Consider the following 26078-nt stretch of genomic DNA (forward strand, 5'->3'; position numbering starts at 1 on the left):
CTATCGCGCGAAATACCACGCCTTATCGGTGACCGTGCCTTGCAAGGGTACATCCCAGCTCGCCTGCGCCAATCGTTCGACTTTCTGACATTCATGGGCCAGCCCCAGCAGCGTCGGCTTGCGCCAGTTCTTGCGCCGCGCCAGATACGCGAGGCTGCGATCATAGAAGCCGCCGCCCATTCCCAGTCGACCACCGACGTCGTCGAATCCCACCAGCGGCAATAACACCAGATCCAGTGTCCAGATCTTGCGCTGGCGAGCCAGATTGGCGCGCGGCTCGAGAATGCGGAAGCGATTGGGTTTGAGTTTTTCGCCGGGACGGATGCGCTGGAAAACCATTTTGGTGCGTGGCCAGGCGCTGAGCACCGGCAGGTAGGTAGCCTTGCCCCGGCGCTGCGCTTCACGCAGCAGCATGCGTGGGTCGATTTCACCGTCGGTGGGCAGGTACAGGGAAATGTGTTTTGCCCGGCGAAAGTGCGGGTCTTGCGCCAGTTGCCGGAACAGCCCCTTGGCGGCCTGGCGTTGTTCGCCCGGTGTCAGTGAACGGCGTGCCTTGCGCAGCAGGCGGCGGAGTTGCGGGCGGGGCAGTAGCGCGGGTTCGGTCATGGTTCGGCTTCGGCAGGTTGGACGAAAACGTACGCATAAAAAATCCGATGTCGGCATTCACCGACATCGGATTCGAATCAGGCTCCCCGGATGAACCGCTGTCAACTTAGCCCTTGAACCCGAAAGTTCAAGGTGGAAGATGCAGTAGACTTTAAGGCTTTCCGTCTGGCGGACATGCACACCAGCCCAACGTGCAACTTCCAGGGTAGTGCGAATCGGCTCAGGGACATCGTCAACTGGCAAGCACCCCAGGGAGTGCGGCGAGTATACCTCAAGCGGCCTGGCGAATCAGCCTTTGCTGACGTCCGGATCTTCGGCCAGCACCAGATCGACACGATCGAGCAAGTCGCGTACCTGTTCACGGGTCGAGCCGCTGGCCTGAATATCCGGGCGCTCTTCTTTGTGCAAGAGATCGTGGGTGATGTTCAGCGCAGCCATCACGGCAATGCGGTCGGCACCGATGACTTTGCCGCTGCTGCGGATCTCGCGCATTTTGCCGTCCAGGTAGCGTGCGGCACTGACCAGATTGCTGCGTTCTTCCTGCGGGCAGATGATCGAATACTCTTTGTCGAGGATCTGCACGGTAACGCTATTGCTTGAACTCATGAGTCTTGCTCCAGGGCCTTGAGGCGCGAAATCATCGATTCGACCTTACGCCGGGCGATTTCGTTTTTTTCAATGAGGTGAGCGCGTTCCTCGCGCCAGGTCTTTTCCTGAGCAAGTAAGAGTGTATTTTGACTCTTTAGTTGCTCGACTCGGGTAATCAGTCTTTCGAGTCTGGCCATCAGCGCTTGCAGGTCGGTGTCTTCCATTGGGGTTCACTGAGTTCGTGTCTGACGGGAGGTGACAGCCGGACAGCCTTTAATAGTCTTGGCGAGTCTGTCGATGTAGGATACAAGGCCTTCATTCTAGACATAGCGCCGTCTGGCGCCTAGCTGCCCATGACCATTGCCAATTCCCCGTACCAAGCTTTTGCCACCCTGCTGACTGCCAGCGGCCACAACGTCTCGCCTGCCGAACTGCATGGCCTGCTGCTCGGACGCAGTTGCGCCGGTGCCGGCTTCAATGCCGAAGAGTGGCTGATCGATGCCGCCGAACTGCTGGAAAGCGAGCCCCAGGACAACGTCCGCAACGCCCTGATCGGCCTGCAAGAGATGGTCAAGGGTGAGTTGACCGGCGACGACGTGACGGTCGTTCTGCTGCTGCCAACCGACGATGCCCCACTCGCTGACCGCGCTGCTGCACTGGGCCAATGGTGCCAGGGTTTCCTCAGCGGTTTCGGCCTCAACTGCCGCGACAGCAGCATGCTCAGCACTGAAGCCACCGAAGTGCTGCAGGATCTGGCAGCCATTTCCCAGGTGCAAGATGCCCTGGAAGAATCCGAAGACGGCGAGACCGACTACATGGAAGTCATGGAGTATCTGCGCGTCGCGCCGCTGCTGCTGTTCTCGGAAACCAAGAAAGCCGATGTGCCGCCAGCCGCCAAGCCGTCGCTGCATTAATCGCGATCCAGGGAAGACCATCTGCCCATGACCCATATCCCGAAAGCGGAATACAGCCGTCGCCGCAAGGCCCTGATGGCGCAGATGGAACCCAACAGCATCGCGATCCTGCCCGCCGCCGCAGTTGCCATCCGCAACCGCGACGTCGAGCACGTCTACCGTCAGGACAGCGATTTCCAATACCTCAGCGGGTTTCCCGAACCTCAGGCCGTGATCGTCCTGATGCCCGGCCGCGAGCATGGCGAATACCTGCTGTTCTGCCGTGAGCGCAACGCCGAACGCGAATTGTGGGACGGCTTGCGCGCCGGTCAGGAAGGCGCGATCCGCGACTTCGGTGCCGACGACGCATTCCCGATCACCGACATCGACGACATCCTGCCGGGCCTGATCGAAGGCCGCGACCGGGTGTATTCGGCGATGGGCAGCAACCCTGAATTCGATCGGCACCTGATGGACTGGATCAACGTGATCCGCTCCAAGGCGCACCTCGGCGCCCAGCCGCCGAACGAATTCGTTGCTTTGGATCATCTGCTGCACGACATGCGCCTGTATAAATCGGCGGCAGAAGTGAAGGTGATGCGCGAAGCGGCACGAATCTCGGCCCAGGCGCACATTCGCGCGATGCAGGCCAGCCGCGCCGGGCTCTACGAGTACAGCCTCGAAGCCGAACTGGATTACGAATTTCGCAAGGGCGGGGCGAAGATGCCGGCCTACGGTTCGATCGTCGCCGCCGGACGCAACAGCTGCATCCTGCATTACCAGCAGAATGACGCGTTGCTCAAGGATGGCGATCTGGTGCTGATCGACGCCGGTTGCGAGATCGACTGCTATGCCAGCGACATCACCCGCACCTGGCCGGTCAACGGCAAGTTTTCGCCCGAGCAGAAAGCGATTTACGAACTGGTGCTGGCCTCCCAGGAAGCCGCCTTCGCCGAAATCGCCCCGAACAAGCACTGGAATCAGGCACACGAAGCCACGGTTCGGGTGATCACTACAGGTCTGGTGAAACTGGGCTTGCTGCAGGGCGAGGTTGACGAGTTGATCGCCAGCCAAGCCTATAAAGCCTTTTACATGCACCGCGCCGGCCACTGGCTGGGCATGGATGTGCACGACGTTGGCGAGTACAAGGTCGGCGGTGAATGGCGCGTGCTGGAAGTCGGCATGGCGCTGACCGTGGAGCCGGGCATCTACATCGCCCCGGACAATCAGAACGTAGCGAAGAAATGGCGTGGCATTGGCGTACGCATCGAGGACGACGTGGTAGTGACCAAGAGTGGCTGTGAAATCCTGACCCGCGGCGTACCGAAAACCGTCGCCGACATCGAAGCGCTGATGGCGCAAGCACGGACACACGCAGCATGAGTCGGGTCAATCTGGCAATCATCGGTGGCGGCCTGGTCGGCGCCAGTCTGGCCTTGGCCCTGCAGGCCGGAGCCAAGGCCCGCGGCTGGAAAATTGTCCTGATCGAGCCGTTCGCCCCCGGCGACAGTTGGCAGCCAAGCTATGACGCGCGCTCGTCGGCGCTGTCCTTCGGCTCAAGACAGATTTATCAACGGCTGGGCGTTTGGCAGGAAATCTCCCGCCGCGCCGAGCCGATCAAACAGATTCATGTGTCTGACCGTGGGCGCTTCTCCACCGCGCGTTTGTCGGCGATGGAAGAGGGCGTGCCAGCGCTCGGGTACGTGGTGGAAAACGCCTGGCTCGGCCAGTGCCTGTGGCAGCACATAGATAAAGAAGTGATCAGTTGGCGCTGCCCGGCTGAAGTCACGCGGATGGAGCCGCTGCCCGACGGCTATCGCCTGACCCTCAACGATGAAACCACCCTTGAATGCGACCTCGCGGTGTTGGCCGATGGCGGTCGCTCGGGCCTGCGCGAGCAATTGGGCATCAACGTGCGCAAGCGTCCGTACAACCAGAGCGCGCTGATCGCCAACATCACCCCGAGCGAAGCGCACAACGGCATGGCCTTCGAGCGCTTCACCGACGAAGGCCCGATGGCACTGCTGCCGCTGCCGGAAAACCGCTGCGCACTGGTCTGGACTCGTCTGGGCATGGATGCGCAACGGCTGGCCGACCTGAGCGAGCGCGACTTCCTCAGTGAGTTGCAGGGCGTGTTCGGCTATCGCCTCGGCACCTTGAAGCAGGTCGGTGCACGACATTTGTATCCGCTGTCGCTGGTGGAGGCCGAAGAGCAGGTGCGCTCGCATCTGGCCGTGCTTGGCAACGCTGCGCACAGCCTGCATCCCATTGCCGGGCAAGGCTTCAACCTGTCATTGCGTGATGCCGATGCCCTGGCTTGCGCCTTGCTCGGCAGTGACCAACCGCTGGGCGACTTCGCCACGTTACAGGCGTACCGCGAGCGCCAGCGTCTGGATCAAGACCTGACGGTGGGTTTCTCCGATCAGGTCACGCGTTTGTTCGGCAGTTCCCAGCCTTTGGTGTCGTTAGGCCGCAACATCGGTTTGCTCGGCCTTGATCTGCTGCCCCCGGCCAAGCGCTGGTTTGCCCGTCAGGCCATGGGTTTGGGAACGCGTCCGGATGCTTGAGCGGCTGGCCGGCACTTTCACTTTCAGGATCGCGCCGCCAACTGGCGTGGTCGGTAAAACCCTTTACGTGCGGCTCAAGCCGCAAGCGAGACAGGCTTAAAGCATGGAAATGCGCGCAGATCTGCTGATTGTCGGAGCCGGAATGGTCGGCAGCGCTTTGGCGCTGGCGTTGCAGGACAGCGGGCTGGAAGTCCTGCTGCTCGACGGCAGCCCGCTGAGCGTCAAACCCTTCGATGCCGACGCGGCATTTGAACCGCGGGTGAGTGCGCTATCGGCCGCCAGCCAGCGAATTCTCGAACGCCTTGGCGTGTGGGACGGCATCGCCAAACGACGCAGCAGCCCTTACACCGACATGCATGTCTGGGATGGCAGCGGCACCGGGCAGATCCATTTTTCGGCGAGCAGCGTGCATGCCGATGTGCTTGGCCATATCGTCGAAAACCGCGTAGTGCAGGATGCCTTGCTCGACCGCTTGCATGACTGCGACCTGGGCATGTTGGCCAACGCCCGACTGGAGCAGATGCGCCGCTCGGGTGACGATTGGTTGCTGACCCTGGCCGATGGCCGTCAATTGCGCGCGCCGTTGGTGATCGCGGCCGATGGTGCCAACTCGGCGGTGCGCCGCCTGACAGGCGTGGCCACTCGCGAGTGGGATTACCTGCATCACGCCATCGTCACCAGCGTGCGCAGCAGCCAACCGCATCAGATGACCGCATGGCAGCGCTTTACCGATCACGGGCCGCTGGCGTTTCTGCCGCTGGAGCGTGACGGGCAGCAGGATTGGTGCTCGATCGTGTGGTCGACCACGCCAAGTGAGGCCGAGCGTCTGATGGCGTTGGATCAGGCAAATTTCTGCCGCGAGCTGGAACGCGCCTTTGAAGGTCGACTTGGCGACGTGATCAGTGCTGATCCACGCTTGTGCGTGCCGCTGCGTCAGCGTCACGCCAAGCGTTATGTGGCCGAAGGCCTGGCGCTGATCGGCGATGCCGCACACACCATTCACCCGTTGGCCGGGCAAGGCGTGAACCTGGGCTTTCTTGATGCGGCGGTGCTGGCTGAAGTCCTGTTGCAAGCGGCGGAGCGCGGCGAGCGTCTGGCCGATGTGAAAGTGCTGAGCCGTTACGAGCGTCGGCGCATGCCACACAATCTGGCGCTGATGGCGGCGATGGAAGGCTTTGAACGGTTGTTCCAGGCCGATCCGTTGCCGGTGCGCTGGTTGCGCAATGCCGGGTTGAAGCTGGTTGAACAGATGCCGGAGGCCAAGGCGCTGTTTGTACGTGAGGCCCTCGGCCTGACCGGTGATCTTCCGGCCCTCGCCAAGCCCTGAGATTTTCATTGAGGCTACTGCCCCCTTCGCGAGCTTGCTCGCGAAGGGGGCAGAACCGACAGCACAAGTTACAGGCTGCGCAACATCTGGTAACTCCTTGGGAAAGTGTTCGATTGAGAACCTAAATGTGAGTCCTTATCATTTGGCCCACCTTTTCCGACCGAGAGATCACTCCCATGTTGGCACCCAAGCGTCTTCTGACCGCACTGGCCTTGACCCTGATCGGCACCGCCACCGCCCAGGCCGCCGACGAGGTAGTGGTTTACTCCTCGCGTATCGATGAACTGATCAAACCGGTATTCGATGCCTACACCGCCAAGACCGGGGTGAAGATCAAGTTCATCACCGACAAGGAAGCGCCGCTGATGCAGCGCATCAAGGCCGAAGGCGAAAACGCCACCGCCGACCTGTTGCTGACCGTCGATGCCGGCAACCTCTGGCAGGCCGAGCAAATGGGCATTCTCCAGCCGTTCACTTCCAAAGCCATCGATGCCAACATTCCCGCCCAATACCGCTCGTCCACCCATGCCTGGACCGGCCTGAGCCTGCGTGCGCGGACCATCGCCTATTCCACCAAACGGGTGAAACCGGGCGAACTGACCACCTACGAAGCGCTGGCCGACAAAAACTGGGAAGGCCGCCTGTGCCTGCGCACCGCGAAGAAGGTCTATAACCAGTCGCTGACCGCCACCATGATCGAAGTCCATGGCGCAGCGAAGACCGAAGAAATCCTCAAGGGCTGGGTCAACAACCTGTCCACCGACGTCTTCTCCGACGACGTCGCGGTGCTCGAAGCGATCAACGCCGGGCAATGCGATGCTGGCATCGTCAACACTTACTACTACGGCCGTCTGCACAAGCAGAAGCCGGATCTGGCGGTAAAACTGTTCTGGCCGAATCAGGCCGATCGCGGCGTACACGTCAACCTGTCGGGCATCGGTCTGACCCAGCATGCGCCGCACCCTGAGGCGGCCAAGGCGCTGGTCGAGTGGATGACCACCCCTGAGGCTCAGAAGATCTTTGCCGACGTGAACCAGGAGTTCCCGGCCAACCCGGCGGTGGCGCCGTCCGAAGAAGTGGCAGCCTGGGGCAAGTTCGTGGCTGACACCTTGCCGGTGGAAGTGGCAGGCAAGCGCCAGGCTGAAGCGATTCGGTTGATGGATCGTGCCGGCTGGAACTGAGTCTGTTGCTTGCTCACCGTTGATCGTGGCCACGCTCCGGGTGGAACGCAGCCCCCGACGCTGCGCGTCGATTTGCTGAAACCCTGACGCGGAACCTCATAAGATGTGTGCCCACGCAGAGCGTGGGCACAATCATTTAGCCCTCAGAGAGCCAAAAGTGGCCCACCCCGTCCAACGCCGCTGGTATCCCATCGTCTTCGCCATTGCTGCGCTGGTGCTGTTGCCCCTGAGCGTGTTGCTGCTCTCATGGCAGAGCATCGACCAGCAGATCTGGTCGCACCTGTGGCAAACCCAGATGCCGCGCCTGCTGGGCAACACCCTGACGCTGGTGCTGGGCGTCGGTGTCGGGGTGACGCTGCTCGGCGTCAGCCTCGCCTGGCTCACAAGCCTGTGCGAATTCCCCGGGCGACGCTGGCTGGACTGGGCGCTGATGTTGCCGTTCGCCATCCCGGCCTACGTGCTGGCGTTTGTCTTTGTCGGCCTGCTTGATTTCGCCGGCCCCGTGCAAACCCTGCTGCGCGAGTGGTTCGGTTCGGGCCTGCGACTGCCGCGGGTGCGTTCCACCGGCGGGGTGATTGTGGTGCTGGTGCTGGTTTTCTATCCCTACGTTTACCTGTTGGCGCGCACTGCGTTCCTCGCGCAGGGCAAAGGGCTGATGGAAGCGGCGCGGGTGCTTGGCCAATCACCGTGGCAAGCGTTCTGGCGCGTGGCGTTGCCGATGGCGCGTCCGGCCATCGGTGCCGGCGTGGCACTGGCGCTGATGGAAACCCTCGCCGATTTTGGCGCGGTGTCGGTGTTCAACTTCGACACCTTCACCACCGCCATTTACAAAACCTGGTACGGCTTCTTCAGCCTGTCGAGCGCTGCGCAACTGGCCAGCCTGTTGTTGTTGGTGGTGATGCTGGTGCTGTATGGCGAGCGCCGCGCGCGAGGGGCCAACCGGGCGGGCAACGAGCGGCCGCGGGTCAAGGCGTTGTATCACTTGCGTGGGTTGAAGGCGTTCGCGGCAATGAGTTGGTGTGGACTGGTTTTCGCCTGCGCGTTCGTCATTCCGCTGTTGCAACTGATCGTCTGGTTCTGGCAGCGCGGACGCTTCGATCTGGATGAGCGCTACGTCGGACTGATCATTCACACCCTGTACCTGGGGGGGATGGCGGCGTTGATGACCGTCAGCGTTGCGTTGCTGCTGGCCTTCGCCCGGCGTCTGGCACCCACTCGGGCGATTCGTTCCGGGGTGAGTCTGGCCAATCTCGGTTACGCCTTGCCGGGGTCGGTGCTGGCGGTATCGATCATGTTGGCGTTCAGTTATCTGGACCGGGAAATGGTGATTCCGCTCTCCGGCTGGCTCGGTGGCGCAGGCAAACCATTGTTGCTCGGCAGTCTGGCAGCGTTGCTGATGGCGTATCTGGTGCGGTTTATCGCTGTGGCCTATGGCCCGTTGGAAAACAGCCTGGCGCGTATACGGCCCTCTTTGCCCGAAGCGGCACGTAGCCTGGGTGTCAGTGGGCCACGACTGTTTTTCAAAGTGTATCTGCCGTTGTTGTTGCCCGGGACGCTGAGCGCGGCGTTGCTGGTGTTCGTCGATGTGCTCAAGGAAATGCCCGCGACCCTGCTGATGCGCCCGTTTGGCTGGGATACGCTGGCTGTGCGGATCTTCGAGATGACCAGTGAAGGGGAGTGGGCGAGGGCGTCATTACCGGCGTTGACCCTGGTTCTGGTCGGGTTGTTGCCGGTCATTGGCCTGATCAGACGTTCTGCACACAGAAACACTTAGTCGTCAGTCCTGAATCATGCGGCTACAATGCGCGGCATTCGGTGCGGATCGTCTGACAGACCCGTTCGCTGAACTCGGCTGAAAGCCTTCTATTTCAAGGCTTGAGCGCCGTGCAGCGGCTGTCCGCACCTTCGCCACGCCCGGAAGGAGAAACCCATGGGACAGCGTACGCCTCTGTATGACCTGCATCTCGCCCTCGGCGCGAAGATGGTCGATTTTGGCGGTTGGGACATGCCACTGCATTACGGCTCGCAGGTCGAGGAGCATCACGAAGTGCGCCGCGATTGCGGGGTGTTCGATGTGTCCCACATGACCGTTATCGACGTTGATGGTCCTCAGGCCAAGGCCTGGCTCCAGCATTTGCTGGCCAACGATGTCGAACGCCTGCACCGCCCCGGCCGTGCGTTGTACAGCACCATGCTCAACGAGCGTGGCGGCATCGTCGACGACATGATCGTCTATCGCCTCGACGACGGTTATCGCCTGGTGGTCAACGCCTCCACCCGCGATCAGGATCTGGCCTGGATGCAGGCGCAACTGGACGGGTTCGACGTGCAATTGCACGAACGTTCAGAGCTGGCGATGCTCGCCATTCAAGGCCCGCAAGCCCGACACAAGATTGCCGAACTGGTGACCCAGTCCCGCGCCACGCTGATCCAGCACCTCAAACCTTTCGAAGCTTACGCTGACGGCGACTGGTTCATTGCCCGCACCGGTTACACCGGTGAGGACGGTCTGGAAATCGCCCTGCCAGCGGATCAGGCGCCAGCGTTTTTCAACGATCTGGTCGGCGCCGGCATTTCCCCGATCGGCCTGGGCGCCCGCGACACTTTGCGTGTTGAAGCCGGGATGAACCTCTACGGTCAGGACATTCACCAAGACGTTTCGCCACTGGCCTCGAACATGGCCTGGAGCATTGCCTGGGAACCGGCATCGCGTCAGTTCATTGGCCGCGCGGCGCTTGAGGCGGAAAAAGCCGCTGGCATTGCGCAAAAACTGGTCGGCCTGGTGCTGGAAGAACGCGGTGTTTTGCGCGCTCATCAAGTGGTTCGTATCGCCGATGTTGGCGAAGGGGAGATCACCAGTGGTAGTTTCTCTCCTACGCTAAGCAAATCGATTGCCCTGGCGCGTGTTCCGATGGCCACCGCCGATCGCGCCGAAGTGGAAATCCGTGGCAAGTGGTATCCGGTTCGCGTGGTCAAACCGACCTTCGTGCGCCATGGCAAAACTTTGATCTAACCTTTTCCGGCGGGCACGACCGCTGACAATTTCCTGAGGACACCGAGCATGAGCAATATCCCCGCTGAACTGCGTTTTGCCGAAAGTCATGAGTGGGCGCGTCTGGAAGCTGACGGCACCGTTACCGTGGGCATCAGCGATCACGCGCAGGAAGCGCTGGGCGACGTGGTGTTCGTTGAGCTGACCGACGTGGGCAAAGTGTTTGCGGCTGAAGATCAGGCCGGTGTGGTCGAATCGGTGAAAGCGGCTTCCGACATCTACGCCCCGATCAGCGGTGAAGTGATTGCCGTCAACGAAGAGCTGAGCGGCTCGCCGGAACTGCTCAACTCCGATCCGTATGGCGCGTGGATCTTCAAGCTCAAGCCAAGCGACACCGCTGATCTGGAAAAACTGCTCGATGCAGCGGCCTACAAGGCTGTCATCGGCGAGTAAACCAAACGCAATACCCAAAGCCCCGATCCGTCGGGGCTTTTTGGTGGGCGATCGTCAGGCGCCGCCCAACACGGCTTTCACTGCCGCCACCGAGCGCTCGACATCTTCCATGGTCATGGTGGTGAACATCGGCAGCGACACAATCAGTCGCCCGACCCGCTCGGCCACAGGTAGCGTTCCTTCCTTGAAGCCGCGCTCGCGGTACAGGCTCAGCAAGTGGATCGGCGGGTAGTGATAGCCGATGCCAATGCCACGCGCCTGCATCTGCTCCATGAACGTGGCCCGCGCCGGCAAGCCATCCTGGCGCTCCGGCAATACCAACTGAAACAGGTGCCAGTTGCTGTTCTCGAAATCCGCGGGCGGTAATTGCGCGCCATAGGTGGTTTCGAAATCCTCGCCGAAGCATTTGAAATAGTGTCGGGCCAGTTCACGTCGATGGGCGGTCAACGCCTCGATATGGGCGAATTGACCAAGGCCGATGGCGGCGGCGATGTCGGTCATGTTGAATTTGCCACCGAGCACGTCGACGTCCAGACCGTCGAAACCATGGCGGGTCACGCCCTGCAAGCGGTACTTCTGCGCCAGCCGTGCTTCCTCGGGCGTGTTCAGCACCAGGCAACCGCCCTCGGAGCAGGTCACGTTCTTGTTCGCCTGAAAGCTGAACGACACGAAGTCGCCGGTTGCGCCAATGCGCTGGCCATTCCAGCTCGAACCCAGGGCCTGAGCCGCGTCTTCGACAATGCGCAGATTGTGTTGGGCGGCGATGGCGTACAGGCGATCCATGTCCACTGGCAAACCGGCCAGATACACCGCAATCACCGCTTTGGTACGCGGTGTAATGGCGGCTTCGAGTTGATCCAGGTCGATGTTGCGGGTTATCGGGTCGATGTCGGCAAACACAGGCGTGGCGCCGACTTCAAGGATTACATTGGCCGTGGCCACCCAGGAAATCGGTGTGGTGATCACCTCGTCGCCCGGGCCGATGCCGGCAATGCGCAAGGCGATTTCCATGGTACAGGTGCCGGAGTTGAACGTGCGCACCGGGCGCCCGCCAAAGTATTGCGAGAGCTGCGCTTCAAAGGCCTGAACTTTCGGCCCGCTGGTAATCCAGCCGGAGCGCAGCACGTCGCCTACAGCGGCAATCGTTGCTTCATCGATAACGGGTTTGGAAAACGGCAGGAATGGCAGTTGGCTCATGGGGCGTCGATCATCCGCTGGTTGGATGCCTGAGGCAGGCGCGCCACAGCATGGCCCGAAACCGCCGTCGGCGCCAAGCCGTGCGCGTCGATATCGACTGCTATGCTGGTTTGACCGTGTTGCATTGACGCCGAGCGCCAGCCAAGAGAGAGCCCGTCATGTCCCAATTGCCGTCCCTGAGCCAGTTACGTGATCCAGATGCCTTCCTGCGCCGTCACTTGGGCCCCGATGCCGCCGAGCAGCAGGCGATGCTCGACAGCCTGGGGCTCGGCAGTCGGATCGAACTGATCGAGCAAACCGTGCCGCCGAGTATCCGCCTCAATCGTGCGCTGGATTTGCCGCCAGCCCTCGATGAGCAAGCGGCGCTGGCCAGGTTGCACGGTTATGCCGAGCAAAATCAGGTCTGGACCAGCCTGATCGGCATGGGCTACCACGGCACCCTCACGCCGACCGTCATCCTGCGCAACGTGCTGGAAAATCCCGGCTGGTACACCGCGTACACGCCCTATCAACCGGAGATCGCCCAAGGCCGGCTCGAAGCGCTGCTGAATTTCCAGCAACTGACCATCGACCTCACCGGCCTCGAACTGGCCAATGCCTCGCTGCTCGACGAAGCCACGGCGGCAGCGGAAGCCATGGCGTTGGCCAAGCGCGTGGCGAAGTCCAAGAGCAATCTGTTTTTCGTCGACGAAAACTGTCATCCACAAACCCTTTCCGTTGTGCAGACCCGCGCCGAGGGCTTCGGTTTTGAAGTGATCGTCGACGCTGTGGATAACTTGAAGCAGCACCAAGTGTTTGGTGCGCTGCTGCAATACCCCGACACGCACGGCGAGATCCGTGATCTGCGGCCGTTGATCGATCACCTGCATGCGCAACAGGCACTGGCCTGTGTCGCCACCGATTTACTGAGTTTGCTGTTGCTGACGCCGCCGGGTGAACTGGGCGCGGATGTGGTGTTCGGCTCATCCCAGCGCTTTGGCGTGCCTATGGGGTACGGCGGCCCGCACGCCGCGTTTTTTGCCAGTCGCGAGGCATACAAACGGGCGATTCCCGGGCGGATCATCGGGGTGTCGAAAGACGCCCGGGGCAACGTGGCGTTGCGCATGGCCCTGCAAACCCGCGAACAACATATCCGCCGCGAGAAGGCCAACTCGAATATCTGCACCGCGCAGGTTCTCCTGGCCAACATCGCCAGTTTCTATGCGGTCTATCACGGGCCGGAAGGTTTGAAACGGATCGCCCAGCGCGTGCATCGGCTGACCTGCATTCTTGCCGCCGGTCTTGAGCGTCACGGCATCAACCGGGTCAACACACAGTTTTTCGACACGCTGACGCTGGAGGTGGGCGGCGCGCAAACCGCGATCATCGAAAGTGCTCAGGCGGCGCAGATCAACCTGAGGATTCTTGGCCGTGGCCGAGTCGGTCTGAGCCTCGATGAAACCTGTGACGAACGCACCGTCGCCAAACTTTTTGATGTGCTGCTGGGTGCCGATCATGGGCTGATCGTTGACGATCTTGACGCTGAAGTGCTGCTTTCCGGCATACCCGTTCCGCTCCAGCGCAACACGCCTTACCTGCGTCATCCGGTGTTCAACGCCCATCACAGCGAAACCGAGATGCTGCGTTACCTCAAGCAATTGGAGAACAAGGATCTGGCGCTCAACCAGTCGATGATCCCGCTGGGCTCCTGCACCATGAAGCTCAACGCCACCAGCGAGATGATCCCGATCACCTGGTCACAGTTCGCCCACCTGCATCCGTTTGCGCCGCGAGAACAGGCGGTCGGTTACACCTTGATGATCGAGGAGCTGGAGCGCTGGTTGTGCGCGATCACCGGGTTCGATGCAATCTGCATGCAGCCCAACTCCGGGGCTCAGGGCGAGTACGCCGGGCTGCTGGCGATCCGCAAGTATCACGAGAGTCGTCAACAGGGCGCGCGGGATATCTGCCTGATTCCGTCCTCGGCCCACGGCACTAACCCGGCCTCGGCGCAGATGGCCGGGATGCGCGTGGTGATCGTCGAGTGTGATGACGCGGGTAACGTTGATCTGGAGGACTTGAAGGCCAAAGCCGCCGAGGCGGGGAATAAGCTGTCGTGCCTGATGGCGACCTATCCGTCGACCCACGGCGTGTACGAGGAGGGCATCAGCGAGATTTGCGAGGTTATCCACCAGCACGGCGGTCAGGTGTACATGGATGGCGCCAACCTGAATGCGCAGGTTGGACTGACGCGGCCAGCAGACATCGGCGCCGATGTCTCGCACATGAACTTGCACAAGACTTTTTGCATTCCCCATGGCGGTGGCGGGCCGGGTATGGGGCCGATCGGCATTCGCGCGCACTTGGCGCCGTTCGTCGCCAATCATCCGGTGGTGCCGATTGACGGGCCAATGGCGCAGAACGGCGCCGTGAGCGCGGCGCCGTGGGGCAGTGCGAGCATTCTGCCCATCAGTTGGATGTACATCGCGATGATGGGGCCGCAACTGGCGGACGCCAGCGAGGTGGCGATTCTGGCGGCGAATTATCTGGCCCAGCATTTATCCGGTGCTTTTCCGGTGCTGTACACCGGACGCAACGGTCGGGTAGCCCATGAATGCATTCTCGATCTGCGGCCACTCAAAGCGCAGACCGGTATCAGCGAGGAAGACGTCGCCAAGCGTTTGATGGACTACGGCTTCCATGCGCCGACCATGTCGTTCCCGGTGCCGGGTACGTTGATGGTTGAACCGACCGAGAGTGAATCCAAGGCTGAACTGGACCGCTTCATCGGCGCGATGCTGAGCATCCGCGCCGAAATCAACGAAGTGCAAAATGGCAACTGGCCGGCCGAAGACAATCCGCTCAAGCATGCGCCGCACACGTTGGCGGATGTCACCGGGGTGTGGGAACGGCCCTATAGCATCGAGCAGGGCATCACCCCGGATGCCCATACCAAAGCGCACAAGTATTGGCCGGCGGTGAATCGGGTGGACAACGTTTACGGGGATCGCAACCTGTTTTGTGCCTGCGTACCGGTGGACGACTACCGCTGAACTGACGGTTGAACCGGATCCACTGTGGGCTGGCTCGCGAAAGCGGTGTGTCAGTCAGTAGAGATATTGGCTGGGTTGACGCCTTCGCGAGCCAGCCTGCTCCCACAGGGTTCTATGGTGAATGTGAAATAGCGAGCAAAAAAATGCCGCCCAATCGAGCGGCATTTTTGTGGGCGAAAGGCTTATTCGGAAGCCACGGCGTTCTTCGCCAGAATCGCATTCGCCAATTCCATGTCCGTCGCTTGCAGGCCCGGGTTGTCGGCGCGGACTTTCTGCATCGCTGCTTCCAGATACGGACCGCGAATGCCGCCGTCACTGGCAACGAAACTGCCGGCATCGTCCTGTGCCGCGACGATCAATTTGTGATCCTTGAAGGTCAGGTAAGTCGAACCGGTGGTGGCACCGGACGAAATGACGTTACGCCAAAAGCTGTCCGCCATGGCCGAACCAACGGGAAGGGACAGCAAGGCCAGCGTGGCGACAGCAAGTTTGAGACGCATGATGAGGTGACTCCTGGGGGTTAACTACGGCGTTGGATCGTCATTTTCCCGATCCGGTTCCGTACGCAATCATTCGGCACGCTCAACCAACAAAATCGCGCCTTGTTGCCCGGTCACGCGAACACGCTCGCCAACCGGTGTATCAGGCCCTCTGGCGATCCACACGCCATCAGCAACCTTGATCTTGCCGTGACCGTCGGCAATCGCTTCGCTGACCACGAACACGTTGCCGATCAATTCCTGCCCCCGCAGGTTCAGGAGTGGTTGATCACTGCGACGCACCGCGGTGCGTTGGCGTCGCCACCAATACAGCGCGGTCAGGATCGAAAACAGCGCAAACAGCACCAGCTGGATTTCCCACGGCAGCGTCGGCAAGACAAACGTTGTGACCCCGACAGCGGCAGCCGCCATGCCGATCCACAACAGATAGCCGCCAGCCCCGAACACTTCGAGGATCAGGAACACCGTGCCCAGCCCCAGCCAACTCCAGAAGGTGAACAGTTCGGTCGGCATGACTCAGACCTTCTTGCCGTCAAAAGTCGCTTTGACAATTTCGGTAATCCCACCCACCGCGCCGATCATCGAACTGGCTTCCAGTGGCATGAGGATGACTTTGCTGTTGTTGGCCGAGGCCAGTTTGCCCAGTGCGTCGATGTATTTTTGCGCGACGAAATAGTTGACCGCTTGTACGTTGCCGCCGGCGATGGCTTCGGACACCACTTTGGTCGCCTGGGCTTCGGCTTCGGCCTGGCGCTCGCGGGCTTCGGATTCAAGAAACGCGGCCTGACGGCTACCTTCGGCTTCCAGAATCTGTGCCTGCTTCTTGCCCTCTGCGGTGAGGATCGCCGAGGCTCGCAGGCCCTCGGCTTCGAGGATCTGCGCACGTTTGATACGTTCGGCTTTCATTTGTCCGGACATGGCAGCCATCAGGTCAGCGGGCGGGCTGATGTCCTTTATTTCGATCCGGGTGATTTTGATGCCCCAGGGGGCGGTGGCTTCGTCGACGGTGCGCAGCAGCCGTTCGTTGATGTTGTCACGCTGGCTGAGCATGGCGTCCAGCTCCATGGAACCGAGCACAGTGCGGATGTTGGTCTGCAGCAAATTGCGAATGGCGTGTTCGAGGTTGTTCACCTCGTAGGCGGCCTGGGCCGTGTTGACCACCTGGAAGAAACACACGGCGTCGATCTGCACCGTGGCGTTGTCGGAGGTGATGACTTCCTGAGGAGGGATGTCCAGCACGCTTTCCATCACGTTGATCTTGCGACCGATACGATCCATCACCGGAATGATGATGTTCAGGCCAGGTTTGAGGGTGTTGGTGTAGCGCCCGAAGCGCTCGACCGTCCACTCGAAACCCTGGGGCACGACTTTGAAACCCATGAACAGAATGGCGATTGCCAGGGCCACAAACAGTAAAAGCACACTTCCGGTCTGCATAACGATTCCTTGTTGGATGGATCAATGGGGTTGCGATGGCGCCAGTGTAACGGCGTGGCCCGGGCTTAAGAACAGCTTGATGGCAATCTGATTATTTGTGCTCGCTCTGCGGCGTCACCCGCAGCACCTCCTCAATCGTCGTCAACCCTGCCGCCACTTTCTGTGCGCCGGACAGGCGCAAGCTGCGCATGCCTTCCTTGAACGCCTGGCGGCGGATCGCAGTGAGGTCGGTGTCCGGGGTGATGAAGGCTTTGAGGCTGTCGCTCAGTTGCATGATTTCGTAGACCCCCGCGCGGCCGCGATAACCGGTGTCGCGGCACTCCAGGCAACCGATGGCGCGATGGGCACTGCCCGGCAGCGGCGCCTGCCAGGGGCGGGTCAGGGTTTGCCAGTCCTCATCTTCGAGTGTCAGCGGCGCCTTGCAATGAGGGCACAAGGTGCGCACCAGTCGTTGCGCCATGACCCCGAGTACGGTGGCTTTGATCAGGTAATGCGGTACGCCCAGTTCGAGTAAACGGCTGATCGCACTCGGTGCGTCGTTGGTGTGCAAGGTCGACAGCACCAGGTGCCCGGTCAGTGCAGCCTGAATCGCCATTTCGGCGGTTTCGAGGTCGCGGATCTCGCCGATCATGATGATGTCCGGGTCTTGCCGCATCAGCGCGCGCACCCCGGCGGCGAAACTCAGATCGATGTTGTGCTGCACCTGCATCTGGTTGAATGCCGGCTCGACCATTTCGATGGGGTCTTCGATGGTGCAGAGGTTGACCTCCGGCGTCGCCAGCTTCTTCAGCGTGGTGTACAGCGTGGTGGTCTTGCCCGAACCGGTCGGCCCGGTGACCAGAATGATGCCGTTGGGCTGTCGGGTCATGTCCTGCCAGCGGCGCAGGTCGTCGGCGGAAAAACCCAACTGATCGAAGTTCTTGAGCAGCACTTGCGGGTCGAAGATGCGCATGACCATTTTTTCGCCAAACGCGGTGGGCAGCGTTGATAACCGCAACTCGACTTCACCGCCGTCCGGGGTCTTGGTCTTGACCCGGCCGTCCTGGGGTTTGCGCTTTTCGGCGACGTTCATCCGGCCGAGGCTTTTCAGGCGGCTGACAATCGCCATCGTCACCTGTGGCGGGAATTGATAGACGTTGTGCAGCACCCCATCAATGCGAAAACGCACCGTGCCTTGCTCGCGGCGCGGTTCGATGTGGATATCACTGGCGCGCTGTTGAAAGGCGTACTGGAACAGCCAGTCGACGATGTTGACGATGTGCGCGTCGTTGGCGTCCGGCTCCTGATCGCTGGCACCGAGGTTGAGCAGTTGCTCGAAGTTGCCCAGGTTACCGTTCTGCTGATCGCCGCTGCTCGCGCCGCTGACCGATTTGGCCAGGCGAAAGAACTCGACGCTGAAGCGCTGGATATCTACCGGGTTGGCGACCACCCGTCTGATCGGCAGCTTCAGTACGTGAGTCAGGTCGGCTTCCCAGCCGTTCACATAGGGCTGGGCGCTGGCCACGGTCACCGAGTCGCGGTCGACTCCAACCGCGAGGATCTTGTGCCGTTGGGCAAAGGCGTAGGACATCAGCGGGGTGATGGCGGCGACGTTGATCTTCAGCGGATCGATGCGCAGGTACGGCTGGCCGGCCTGCTGCGCCAGCCACAGGGTCAGGCTTTCAAGATCGAGGTGCTTGCCCGGACGGCTGAGGTCGTCCAGTTGTTGGCTGGCGATGAACTCCAGCGGGTGTATCTGACCGTGGGCGGCATGACGGCGGCGCGCAATCAGCGCCTGCTCCGCCGAGTCCTGGCTGATGAAGCCTTGGGCGACCAGTTCGCGCAGCACATCGTTGAGTTCCAGCCAGCGGTCCTGAATAGCGAGTTGAACGGACATGCGGGCTTCCTTTTAAGCGACGTTGCGCCAAAGGATAGTCGCGGCCCGGCAGACCGTTGGGCCACTACCCGACGAAGCCGTTGCCGGATTTGTCAGCCGGCAGCCTGCGCTGGCGCCTCCCACGCGCTGTCGGCGTTTTGCAGATTCACCGAGCAGACGCTGATCAGGTTACGAAGCTTTTGCGCGATGACCTGAGCGCGATGCCAGCTCAGGCCGCCCATGATCAGATCGATCGACAGCAGATCGTCCAGCCGCTGCACGTTGACCTGCTCGGGCGTGAGCAATTGCAGTGCGAACAGGTTCAGCACTCGCACCAGCAAATCCGGCTCGGCCTCGGCGAGGATCTGATAGTGCGCCAGGCAATGGGCGTTGCTGACGTTCCAGACGTCGGCGCGGGTGGGTGGGGGGGTTACGGCTTCGAGGTGCGGCATGACGAGTCTCCAAAATCGCTGGAGGAATTTTTACATTCGGTGCCGGGTATTTCTTATCTATGATTGGCGTTAATGGCGGCTGATCGGGAAGATCAATTCGCAAAGTTGTCTATTTGAGGTTTTTTTATGCATAGCGAACTGGACGGCTACGACCGCAAGATTCTCGCCCTGCTGCAAGAGGACGCTTCGCTGTCCAGTGCGCAGATCGCCGAACAGGTGGGGCTGTCGCAATCACCGTGCTGGCGGCGGATTCAACGGATGAAGGAGGAAGGGATCATTCGCGGGCAGGTGACGTTGCTGGATCGCAAGAAAATCGGCCTGAACACGCAGATCTTTGCCGAGATCAAACTCAATGCGCACGGGCGTTCGAACTTCACCGAATTCACCGAAGCGATTCGTGGTTTTCCGCAAGTGCTGGAGTGTTATGTGCTGATGGGCGCGGTCGACTTTCTGCTGCGCATTGTTGCGGCGGACATCGAGGCCTATGAGCGGTTCTTCTTCGAGAAGCTGTCGCTGGTGCCGGGGATTCAGGAAGTGAACTCGATTGTGGCGTTGTCAGAGATCAAGTCCACAACGAGCCTGCCGGTTTGAGTTTTCAGGCGTCTGTAATGGCCGCTTCGCGAGCGGGCTCGCACACATTTGGAATGAGTTTCCCTGTGTGCGAGCCTGCTCGCGAAAGCGGTGTTACATGCGCAGCAGCATTTTCCACGCACGATTCTGATAAACCGCAATCGCCTGCTGCTTGCGCGCATCGAGCAATTCGTCAGTGATGGTTGGCTCGTTGGCCAGTTGCGCCAGTTTGTTCAGCTCGCCGTACAGGCGATCCATTTCCGGGATCTCCAGCACGTTGCGCGCGTGGTGCAGCCAGACCTGAATGCGCTCGATACGCGGCAGTTGCTCGGCCAGATCTTCCGGCTGTTGCTGATAGCGCTGCAATTGCAGGGACGTGGCTTCTTCGCCCAACAGGCGCGGCAACCAACTGTGCAACTGCGCGCCACCCTGACGATTGCCACGCGTGTTGCGCTCGGCGGTCCAGGTGCGGGCCAGCAACCAGCGCGAGGTGTTCAGCGAGAACAGGCCCCAGCGTGGGTCTTGGAGTTCTTCGAGGAACTGCTCCGGCGCGGCTTTGCGCACGTCTTCGTCTTCGATACCGGCCTGAACCAGCGGACGCCAGTCTTCCAGCAATGCATCCAGCGCGACGCGCAGGTCGTGGGTCGATGGACGCGGCGCAGCCTGACCGAGGCTGCTGAGCAGGGCGCGCATTTCCGCCAGGTTTTCGACCCAGTCCAGCAACAGGCGCCAGTGACCGTTGAAACGGTACTGTTCAGCCAGACGCTGGCTGCTGCCGAGCAAGTGCCAGCACAGCGCGGCGAAGGCGTCGTCCAGTGGCGTTTCGGTTGTCAGTTGCGGCGCCGGCAGGCTCAGCGAGTAGCTGTTGGCGTCATATAGACGGTAGCCACGCTCGGCCTTGCTGATGTCGCACGGCATCAGAGCCAGGGTTTCGGCCAGTTCGGCGGCCAGTTCCAGCAGCGCGGCAGGCTCGCCTTCGCGCAGTTCCAGTTCCAGCTCGCAGATTTCTTCTTTCTGTTTGCCGACCACGACGTGGCCCAGATCCAGAGCGGCTTCGATGACCACTTTGCTCTTGCCACGGCCCCAGGCGATTTCGGCGCGCTCGCGAACGAAATCGGTGGTGAAGATCGGCTTCAGGGTTTTCTTGTCCAGTTCGGCCAGTTCCTCGGGCCAGCATTCGCCGTCGAGTTTCTTCACGTCGAGCTTGGCTTTGGGCAGGTTCCAGTCGTATTCGTTACGCTCGGACAGACCGGCAACGCTCTGGCCACGGGTCTTGAGGGTCTGAATCACCTCATCGCCATCCTTGCGCAGGCGCAGGGCAACTTTGGCCTGGGCCAGGTCGCGCTCGGGGGTGTCGAAGTACTGGTTCATCAACTCACGGCGTTCCCAGCCACTTTTGTTGCGTTTTTTCAGTAGCGGGTGCTCGCGCAGGGCAGCGAGGGTTTCGCGGCTGACGCGGAGTTTGATTTCGGTTTCTTTCTGCATGGCCGGAAAATCCAGGATCGGGAGCGCAGCCGGGGGAATGTGTGGCTGCCAAGGCCGTGCAGTGTACAGGACTGATTCGTCCTACGCCCTGCGGCGGTTTATTCCTGGCGCCGGATGGTTCTATGATGGACTTCAACTCGGGAGTTGGAGTCAGCGATGCCTTTGCCGTCCATGAAAGACCAGTTCACTGCGCTGATTGCCGCGCCGTCGGTCAGCTGCACCCAACCGAACCTGGATCAGTCCAACCGGGCGGTCATCGATCTGCTTGCCGGCTGGCTGGGTGATCTGGGTTTCAGCTGTGATATCCAGCAGGTCACTCCCGGCAAATTCAACCTGCTCGCCAGTTTCGGCAGCGGCCCCGGCGGGCTGGTGCTGGCCGGGCACAGCGACACGGTGCCGTACGACGATGCGTTGTGGCAGACCGATCCGCTGACTCTCACCGAAGTCGATGGCCGCTGGGTCGGTCTGGGCAGTTGTGACATGAAGGGCTTCTTCGCCCTGATCATCGAAGCCGTGCGCCCGCTGCTCGACCAACCGTTCAAGCAACCGCTGCTGATCCTCGCCACTTGCGATGAAGAGAGCTCGATGTCCGGCGCCCGTGCGCTGGCCGAGGCTGGGCGGCCGCTGGGCCGTGCTGCCGTGATCGGCGAGCCGACCGGGCTCAAGCCGATCCGCATGCACAAAGGCATCATGATGGAGCGCATCGACATTCTCGGGCAGAGCGGCCATTCGTCGGATCCGCGCCTGGGCCACAGCGCCCTCGAAGCGATGCACGATGCCATCGGCGAACTGCGTGGCCTGCGCCTGCTGTGGCAGCGTGAATTCAACAACCCACAGTTCAGCGTGCCGCAACCGACGATGAACTTCGGTTGCATCCATGGCGGCGACAACCCCAACCGTATCTGCGGCCAGTGTTCCCTGGAATTCGACCTGCGCCCGTTGCCGGGCATGGACCCGAACGTGCTGCGCGCCGAGATTCTGCGCAAGCTCAACCCGGTCGCCGAACGGCATCAGGTGAAGATCGACTACAAACCGTTGTTCCCGGAGGTGCCGCCGTTCGAGCAGGCTGAAGATGTCGAATTGGTGCGTATTGCCGAAAAGCTCACCGGTCACCGTGCCGAAGCAGTAGCGTTTGGCACCGAAGCGCCTTATCTTCAGCGCCTGGGCTGCGAAACCATCGTGCTCGGCCCTGGCGACATCGCTTGTGCGCATCAGCCCGGCGAGTACCTTGAAATGTCACGTTTGCAGCCTACCGTGCATCTATTGCGACAGTTGATTGAACATTACTGCCTGAGCCCGGACAAACCCTGATGTTTCCTTGCGGGAGCGGGCTGTGTTTTGTCCGATCAAACGCTGTAAATTGCCAACATCCCAACCCGTATTCATGAGGAGAGCGCGCGTGTCGCCAAGCCTGTTCCGACGATAACCACCAGCCCGCTGTGCGTTTTCCGTTTCGCCCTTTTTTCCGGCTGCTATTTATTACAGGCCCAGGTTCATGCCCGAATACGTTAATTGGCTTCGTCACGCGTCCCCTTATATCAATGCCCACCGCGATTGCACCTTCGTCGTCATGCTGCCCGGCGACGGCGTTGAGCATCCGAATTTCGGCAACATCGTCCACGACATCGTGCTGCTGCACAGCCTCGGCGTGCGTTTGGTGCTGGTGCACGGTTCGCGTCCGCAGATTGAAACCCGCCTCGCCGCTCGCGGCCTGACTCCGCATTACCACCACGGCATGCGCATCACCGATGCGGCGACGCTGGAATGTGTGATCGACGCCGTTGGCCAACTGCGGATCGCCATCGAAGCGCGCCTGTCGATGGACATGGCTTCCTCGCCCATGCAGGGCTCGCGTCTGCGCGTGGCCAGCGGCAATCTTGTTACCGCGCGGCCGATCGGTGTGCTGGAAGGGGTCGACTATCACCACACCGGCGAAGTGCGCCGGGTCGACCGCAAGGGCATCAACCGTTTGCTGGACGAGCGTTCGATTGTGTTGCTGTCGCCGCTGGGGTATTCGCCGACCGGCGAGATTTTCAACCTGGCTTGCGAAGACGTCGCTACTCGCGCCGCCATTGACCTGGGCGCCGACAAGTTACTGCTGTTCGGCGCTGACCTTGGCCTGATCGACGAGAACGGCAAACTGGTGCGTGAGCTGCGCCCGCAGCAAGTACCGGCGCATTTGCAGCGTCTGGGCAGCAGCAATTATCAGGCGGAGTTGCTCGATGCCGCCGCTGAAGCCTGCCGTGGCGGCGTGGCGCGCAGCCATATCGTCAGTTACGTCGAGAACGGCGCGCTGCTGACCGAACTGTTCACCCGTGACGGTGGCGGTACGTTGGTGGCCCAGGAGCAATTCGAGCTGGTACGCGAGGCGGCGATTGAAGACGTCGGCGGCTTGCTCGACCTGATCAGCCCGCTGGAAGAGCAAGGCATTCTGGTGCGTCGTTCGCGCGAAGTGCTGGAGCGCGAAATCGAGCAGTTCAGCGTGGTTGAGCGTGAAGGCATGATCATCGCCTGTGCGGCGCTGTATCAGATTGCCGAATCGGATGCCGGCGAACTGGCCTGCCTGGCAGTAAACCCGGAGTACCGCCACGGCGGTCGCGGTGATGAACTGCTGGAGCGCATCGAGACTCGTGCCCGGGCCCAAGGCTTGAAGACATTGTTCGTCCTCACCACGCGTACTGCGCACTGGTTCCGTGAGCGTGGGTTTGAGCCAAGCAGCGTTGAGCGTCTGCCGGCAGCGCGGGCCTCGTTGTACAACTTTCAGCGCAATTCGAAGATCTTCGAAAAGACGCTTTGATTCATCAGGGGGTGGGGAGCCGGTACAGGCTGCAAGCTCCCCATCCCATCGTGTTTCTTCTGACACTCTCCTCCTGATTTCCCACCACTGAAAACGACGTCTGAATCGAGCCGGGTCATGCCGGCAAGGACGGCGGCTGCGCTGTGAGCGGAAAAAATCTTCCGATACACAAACTGTAACAATTGACCCGGATAGTGCGCTGGGTTGGCTGTTGGGGTGACGGAATTGTGTCTGGATTGCTTCAGTGCAAAACGGACTAAACAGGATGCTCTTAATACCCTTCAGGAATTGACTGGCGCGTTGTCGTGGGGAGCACCATAGCGCGCAAATGCGGGGTTCAAATTCCTAAAGGGTATTAGAAAAGAAGGTATCCATTCTTTTCAGGTTCATGACGAATTCATGAACCTGCATGGACCAAAAAACCGGAGATTAGACCATGGTCGTAGACACACAAAGTTACGATTGACTTGTGGGTCACGCTCTGGCGCTAATCGCGAACCTTCGGACTCGGGCATCGATCCGGGCCAGGAAAACAAGAATTAGAAACGAGAGGAGCTTAACAATGAATAAGTCCACTTTGGCCGTGGCTGTGGCCGTAGGGGTTTTGGCGCAGCAGGCAGGCGCCGCGGGTTTCATCGAAGACAGCAAGGCGTCCATCAGTTCTCGCACCATGTACTTCAATGCCGACAATCGTGACGGCGGATCGGATCAGAAAGAAGCCGCGCAGGGCTTCAAGTTCGATTACCTGTCCGGTTTCACTCAAGGCACGGTCGGTTTTGGTCTTGATGTCCAGGCGCTCAGCGGTATTCACCTGGACGGTGGCCGTGGTCATCACCCAAACAATAATTCGTTCAATCCAAGTGATTCCGACGGCTCGGCCACGCAGTCGTGGAGCCGCATCGCAGGTAACGTCAAGGCACGTCTGTCCAAGACCGAAGCTCACTTGGGTGGCGCGCTGCAACCTAGCTTGCCGATTCTGGTCGCTAACGATAGCCGTCTGCTGCCTCAAACCTTCGAGGGTGGCACGATCACCTCCAAGGAAATCGACAACGTCACCTTCAACGCCGGTCAGCTCGAGCACGCGGTGGGTCGCGCCTCGTCAAACAGTACCGGCCTGGCCGTGGCCGGTGGTACGCAGGACAGCAATCAGTTCCGTTATGCCGGTGCTGACTGGAAGGTCACCAAAGACCTGACCCTGCAGTACTACCACTCGAACCTGAAAGACTATTACAAGCAGAATTTCTTCGGTCTGGTGCACGTTCTTCCGATCAGCACCAACCAGTCGTTCAAGACCGATATCCGCTATTTCGACAGCAGCTCCGACGGCAAGAACGGCGAAGCCGGCTATCAGTTCAACAACAACGGTGGCTATGCCAAGAACGCCGGTGAAGTTGACAACAAAACCTGGAGTGCGATGTTCACCTACACCTTGGGTGGCAGTGCCTTCCTGGTGGGTCATCAGCGCGTCAACGATGACGGTGGTTTCGTCTTCCTGAACCAAGGCAACGTGGTCGATGGCAATGGTCGTAACGAAGGTGCGGGGGGCGCGAGCTTCTACCTGTTCACTGATGCGATGGTCAACAGCTTCATTCGTGCTGGTGAAAACACCACGTTCGGTCAATACAGCTATGACTTCGCTGCGCTGGGCGTGCCTGGCCTGAAAGCCTCGGTTGCCTACTTGTACGGTGATGACATCAAAGCCAAGAACGGTGGCGCCGATCAGTCCGAGTGGGAACGTGACCTGCGTGTGGACTACACCATTCAGCAAGGTGCTCTGAAAGGGTTTGGCACGACGGTGCGTCATGGTACTTACCGTGGCAGCGGTACCGGCATCGCCAGCCAGGATCAAACGCGTCTGATCTTCAACTACACCTATAGCTTCATGTAAAAAGTTCTCGAAAAAGAACCTCGCCCTTTGGCGAGGTTTTTTTTGCGTTTTTTTTGATATTCCTTAATTAGAGCTTCTAATTGTTTTTTATTCTTTTTTTGCTTTTTATGCGGGGGGCTAAAGTGAGCCCGTCCGGAGCCGGTGATCTGCCCGGTGTTTTGGCCATTTTGTCCCTCGACAATCCTGGCATTCAGGAATCGGCGCTTCAGCCGATACCTCGGATCGGTGGTGCGTTTGTATATACCCTAACGCTATGAA

The 26078-nt window shown here is 60.5% G+C and carries 23 protein-coding genes and 1 other RNA gene; 13 read left to right on the forward strand and 11 right to left on the reverse strand.

Going from position 1 to position 26078, the window contains the following annotated elements:
- The 4 genes from AACY18_RS08120 to AACY18_RS08135 all read right to left on the reverse strand — a co-directional run bounded on the left by AACY18_RS08120 (position 1) and on the right by AACY18_RS08135 (position 1418).
- Positions 1 to 606, reverse strand: a complete 606-nt coding sequence (locus AACY18_RS08120) for a 5-formyltetrahydrofolate cyclo-ligase (RefSeq protein ID WP_339430436.1) — start codon at positions 604 to 606, stop codon at positions 1 to 3.
- 79 nt (positions 607 to 685) lie between these two features.
- Positions 686 to 864: non-coding RNA, 6S RNA (gene ssrS, locus AACY18_RS08125), on the reverse strand.
- Positions 865 to 894: 30 nt separating this feature from the next.
- Positions 895 to 1212: a cell division protein ZapA gene (locus AACY18_RS08130; RefSeq protein WP_339430435.1), complete on the reverse strand. Its 318-nt coding sequence runs from the start codon at positions 1210 to 1212 to the stop codon at positions 895 to 897.
- Positions 1209 to 1418, reverse strand: coding sequence for a TIGR02449 family protein (locus tag AACY18_RS08135; RefSeq protein WP_221730788.1), 210 nt, complete (start codon positions 1416 to 1418; stop codon positions 1209 to 1211). Before AACY18_RS08135 ends, AACY18_RS08130 begins: the two co-directional genes overlap by 4 nt.
- Before the next feature lie 129 nt (positions 1419 to 1547).
- On the opposite strand from AACY18_RS08135, the gene AACY18_RS08140 reads away from it, so the two are divergent.
- From AACY18_RS08140 to gcvH, 8 genes are all read left to right on the forward strand, one after another.
- The gene (locus tag AACY18_RS08140) at positions 1548 to 2108 is read left to right on the forward strand and encodes a YecA/YgfB family protein (RefSeq protein WP_221730787.1); all 561 of its coding nucleotides are present in this window, start codon (positions 1548 to 1550) and stop codon (positions 2106 to 2108) included.
- Positions 2109 to 2135: 27 nt separating this feature from the next.
- Positions 2136 to 3470, forward strand: coding sequence for a Xaa-Pro aminopeptidase (gene pepP / locus AACY18_RS08145; RefSeq protein ID WP_339430434.1), 1335 nt, complete (start codon positions 2136 to 2138; stop codon positions 3468 to 3470).
- Positions 3467 to 4654 (forward strand): 2-octaprenyl-6-methoxyphenyl hydroxylase, encoded by a 1188-nt coding sequence (gene ubiH / locus AACY18_RS08150; RefSeq protein WP_339430433.1) that lies wholly within the window; start codon positions 3467 to 3469, stop codon positions 4652 to 4654. Before pepP ends, ubiH begins: the two co-directional genes overlap by 4 nt.
- A 109-nt stretch (positions 4655 to 4763) precedes the next feature.
- Positions 4764 to 5981, forward strand: coding sequence for a 2-octaprenyl-3-methyl-6-methoxy-1,4-benzoquinol hydroxylase (locus AACY18_RS08155; RefSeq protein WP_339464699.1), 1218 nt, complete (start codon positions 4764 to 4766; stop codon positions 5979 to 5981).
- A 176-nt stretch (positions 5982 to 6157) separates the two neighbouring features.
- Positions 6158 to 7162, forward strand: coding sequence for an extracellular solute-binding protein (locus AACY18_RS08160; RefSeq protein ID WP_339464658.1), 1005 nt, complete (start codon positions 6158 to 6160; stop codon positions 7160 to 7162).
- A 157-nt stretch (positions 7163 to 7319) separates the two neighbouring features.
- Positions 7320 to 8936 carry an ABC transporter permease gene (locus AACY18_RS08165; protein WP_339430431.1) on the forward strand — a complete coding sequence of 539 codons (1617 nt, stop codon included), beginning with the start codon at positions 7320 to 7322 and terminating at the stop codon, positions 8934 to 8936.
- Between the two features lie 156 nt (positions 8937 to 9092).
- On the forward strand, positions 9093 to 10175 hold the full coding sequence (gene gcvT, locus AACY18_RS08170) for a glycine cleavage system aminomethyltransferase GcvT (RefSeq protein WP_339464659.1): 1083 nt from the start codon (positions 9093 to 9095) through the stop codon (positions 10173 to 10175).
- A gap of 48 nt (positions 10176 to 10223) precedes the next feature.
- Positions 10224 to 10607, forward strand: coding sequence for a glycine cleavage system protein GcvH (gcvH, locus tag AACY18_RS08175; protein WP_339430429.1), 384 nt, complete (start codon positions 10224 to 10226; stop codon positions 10605 to 10607).
- A 54-nt stretch (positions 10608 to 10661) separates the two neighbouring features.
- Here gcvH and AACY18_RS08180 read toward each other — a convergent pair whose 3' ends face one another.
- Positions 10662 to 11804, reverse strand: coding sequence for a DegT/DnrJ/EryC1/StrS family aminotransferase (locus AACY18_RS08180; protein ID WP_339464660.1), 1143 nt, complete (start codon positions 11802 to 11804; stop codon positions 10662 to 10664).
- A 158-nt stretch (positions 11805 to 11962) separates the two neighbouring features.
- Here AACY18_RS08180 and gcvP point away from each other — a divergent pair, with 158 nt between their 5' ends.
- On the forward strand, positions 11963 to 14836 hold the full coding sequence (gene gcvP / locus AACY18_RS08185) for an aminomethyl-transferring glycine dehydrogenase (RefSeq protein WP_339464661.1): 2874 nt from the start codon (positions 11963 to 11965) through the stop codon (positions 14834 to 14836).
- Positions 14837 to 15018: 182 nt separating this feature from the next.
- On the opposite strand, the gene AACY18_RS08190 is transcribed toward gcvP, so the two are convergent.
- The 5 genes from AACY18_RS08190 to AACY18_RS08210 all read right to left on the reverse strand — a co-directional run bounded on the left by AACY18_RS08190 (position 15019) and on the right by AACY18_RS08210 (position 19080).
- Positions 15019 to 15339: a DUF2388 domain-containing protein gene (locus AACY18_RS08190; protein WP_169843014.1), complete on the reverse strand. Its 321-nt coding sequence runs from the start codon at positions 15337 to 15339 to the stop codon at positions 15019 to 15021.
- A 66-nt stretch (positions 15340 to 15405) separates the two neighbouring features.
- The gene (locus AACY18_RS08195; protein ID WP_339464662.1) at positions 15406 to 15849 is read right to left on the reverse strand and encodes an NfeD family protein; all 444 of its coding nucleotides are present in this window, start codon (positions 15847 to 15849) and stop codon (positions 15406 to 15408) included.
- A gap of 3 nt (positions 15850 to 15852) precedes the next feature.
- Positions 15853 to 16773, reverse strand: a complete 921-nt coding sequence (locus tag AACY18_RS08200; RefSeq protein ID WP_339430425.1) for an SPFH domain-containing protein — start codon at positions 16771 to 16773, stop codon at positions 15853 to 15855.
- A 91-nt stretch (positions 16774 to 16864) separates the two neighbouring features.
- Complete coding sequence (locus AACY18_RS08205; protein WP_339430424.1) at positions 16865 to 18649, reverse strand: GspE/PulE family protein; 1785 nt, start codon at positions 18647 to 18649, stop codon at positions 16865 to 16867.
- 92 nt (positions 18650 to 18741) lie between these two features.
- Positions 18742 to 19080, reverse strand: a complete 339-nt coding sequence (locus AACY18_RS08210) for a hypothetical protein (protein ID WP_339430423.1) — start codon at positions 19078 to 19080, stop codon at positions 18742 to 18744.
- Positions 19081 to 19206: 126 nt separating this feature from the next.
- On the opposite strand from AACY18_RS08210, the gene AACY18_RS08215 reads away from it, so the two are divergent.
- On the forward strand, positions 19207 to 19671 hold the full coding sequence (locus tag AACY18_RS08215) for an Lrp/AsnC family transcriptional regulator (RefSeq protein WP_221734057.1): 465 nt from the start codon (positions 19207 to 19209) through the stop codon (positions 19669 to 19671).
- Between the two features lie 93 nt (positions 19672 to 19764).
- Here the strand turns inward: AACY18_RS08215 and AACY18_RS08220 are convergent, their stop codons facing one another.
- Entirely contained in the window at positions 19765 to 21135 is a 1371-nt protein-coding gene (locus AACY18_RS08220) for a CYTH domain-containing protein (protein WP_221734056.1), read from the reverse strand.
- Between the two features lie 156 nt (positions 21136 to 21291).
- On the opposite strand from AACY18_RS08220, the gene argE reads away from it, so the two are divergent.
- The 3 genes from argE (at position 21292) to AACY18_RS08235 (ending at position 25820) form a co-directional block, all read left to right on the forward strand.
- Positions 21292 to 22446, forward strand: coding sequence for an acetylornithine deacetylase (gene argE / locus AACY18_RS08225; RefSeq protein WP_339430422.1), 1155 nt, complete (start codon positions 21292 to 21294; stop codon positions 22444 to 22446).
- A 184-nt stretch (positions 22447 to 22630) separates the two neighbouring features.
- A complete protein-coding gene (argA, locus tag AACY18_RS08230) occupies positions 22631 to 23932 on the forward strand; it encodes an amino-acid N-acetyltransferase (RefSeq protein ID WP_339430421.1) in 1302 nt (433 codons plus the stop codon).
- 562 nt (positions 23933 to 24494) lie between these two features.
- Positions 24495 to 25820 carry an OprD family porin gene (locus AACY18_RS08235; protein ID WP_339464663.1) on the forward strand — a complete coding sequence of 442 codons (1326 nt, stop codon included), beginning with the start codon at positions 24495 to 24497 and terminating at the stop codon, positions 25818 to 25820.
- The last annotated feature ends 258 nt before the right edge of the window (positions 25821 to 26078 follow it).

This window comes from Pseudomonas sp. EA_65y_Pfl2_P74 (assembly GCF_963970575.1).
Lineage (GTDB): Bacteria > Pseudomonadota > Gammaproteobacteria > Pseudomonadales > Pseudomonadaceae > Aquipseudomonas > Aquipseudomonas baetica_A.

Excerpts from the sequence above, each read along its gene's own strand:
- AACY18_RS08120 (WP_339430436.1), bottom strand. The coding sequence starts at position 606 with ATGACCGAACCCGCGCTACTGCCCCGCCCGCAACTCCGCCGCCTGCTG.
- AACY18_RS08130 (WP_339430435.1), bottom strand. The coding sequence starts at position 1,212 with ATGAGTTCAAGCAATAGCGTTACCGTGCAGATCCTCGACAAAGAGTAT.
- AACY18_RS08135 (WP_221730788.1), bottom strand. The coding sequence starts at position 1,418 with ATGGAAGACACCGACCTGCAAGCGCTGATGGCCAGACTCGAAAGACTG.
- AACY18_RS08140 (WP_221730787.1), top strand. The coding sequence starts at position 1,548 with ATGACCATTGCCAATTCCCCGTACCAAGCTTTTGCCACCCTGCTGACT.
- pepP (WP_339430434.1), top strand. The coding sequence starts at position 2,136 with ATGACCCATATCCCGAAAGCGGAATACAGCCGTCGCCGCAAGGCCCTG.
- ubiH (WP_339430433.1), top strand. The coding sequence starts at position 3,467 with ATGAGTCGGGTCAATCTGGCAATCATCGGTGGCGGCCTGGTCGGCGCC.
- AACY18_RS08155 (WP_339464699.1), top strand. The coding sequence starts at position 4,764 with ATGCGCGCAGATCTGCTGATTGTCGGAGCCGGAATGGTCGGCAGCGCT.
- AACY18_RS08160 (WP_339464658.1), top strand. The coding sequence starts at position 6,158 with ATGTTGGCACCCAAGCGTCTTCTGACCGCACTGGCCTTGACCCTGATC.
- gcvT (WP_339464659.1), top strand. The coding sequence starts at position 9,093 with ATGGGACAGCGTACGCCTCTGTATGACCTGCATCTCGCCCTCGGCGCG.
- gcvH (WP_339430429.1), top strand. The coding sequence starts at position 10,224 with ATGAGCAATATCCCCGCTGAACTGCGTTTTGCCGAAAGTCATGAGTGG.
- AACY18_RS08180 (WP_339464660.1), bottom strand. The coding sequence starts at position 11,804 with ATGAGCCAACTGCCATTCCTGCCGTTTTCCAAACCCGTTATCGATGAA.
- gcvP (WP_339464661.1), top strand. The coding sequence starts at position 11,963 with ATGTCCCAATTGCCGTCCCTGAGCCAGTTACGTGATCCAGATGCCTTC.
- AACY18_RS08195 (WP_339464662.1), bottom strand. The coding sequence starts at position 15,849 with ATGCCGACCGAACTGTTCACCTTCTGGAGTTGGCTGGGGCTGGGCACG.
- AACY18_RS08200 (WP_339430425.1), bottom strand. The coding sequence starts at position 16,773 with ATGCAGACCGGAAGTGTGCTTTTACTGTTTGTGGCCCTGGCAATCGCC.
- AACY18_RS08205 (WP_339430424.1), bottom strand. The coding sequence starts at position 18,649 with ATGTCCGTTCAACTCGCTATTCAGGACCGCTGGCTGGAACTCAACGAT.
- AACY18_RS08210 (WP_339430423.1), bottom strand. The coding sequence starts at position 19,080 with ATGCCGCACCTCGAAGCCGTAACCCCCCCACCCACCCGCGCCGACGTC.
- AACY18_RS08215 (WP_221734057.1), top strand. The coding sequence starts at position 19,207 with ATGCATAGCGAACTGGACGGCTACGACCGCAAGATTCTCGCCCTGCTG.
- AACY18_RS08220 (WP_221734056.1), bottom strand. The coding sequence starts at position 21,135 with ATGCAGAAAGAAACCGAAATCAAACTCCGCGTCAGCCGCGAAACCCTC.
- argE (WP_339430422.1), top strand. The coding sequence starts at position 21,292 with ATGCCTTTGCCGTCCATGAAAGACCAGTTCACTGCGCTGATTGCCGCG.
- argA (WP_339430421.1), top strand. The coding sequence starts at position 22,631 with ATGCCCGAATACGTTAATTGGCTTCGTCACGCGTCCCCTTATATCAAT.
- AACY18_RS08235 (WP_339464663.1), top strand. The coding sequence starts at position 24,495 with ATGAATAAGTCCACTTTGGCCGTGGCTGTGGCCGTAGGGGTTTTGGCG.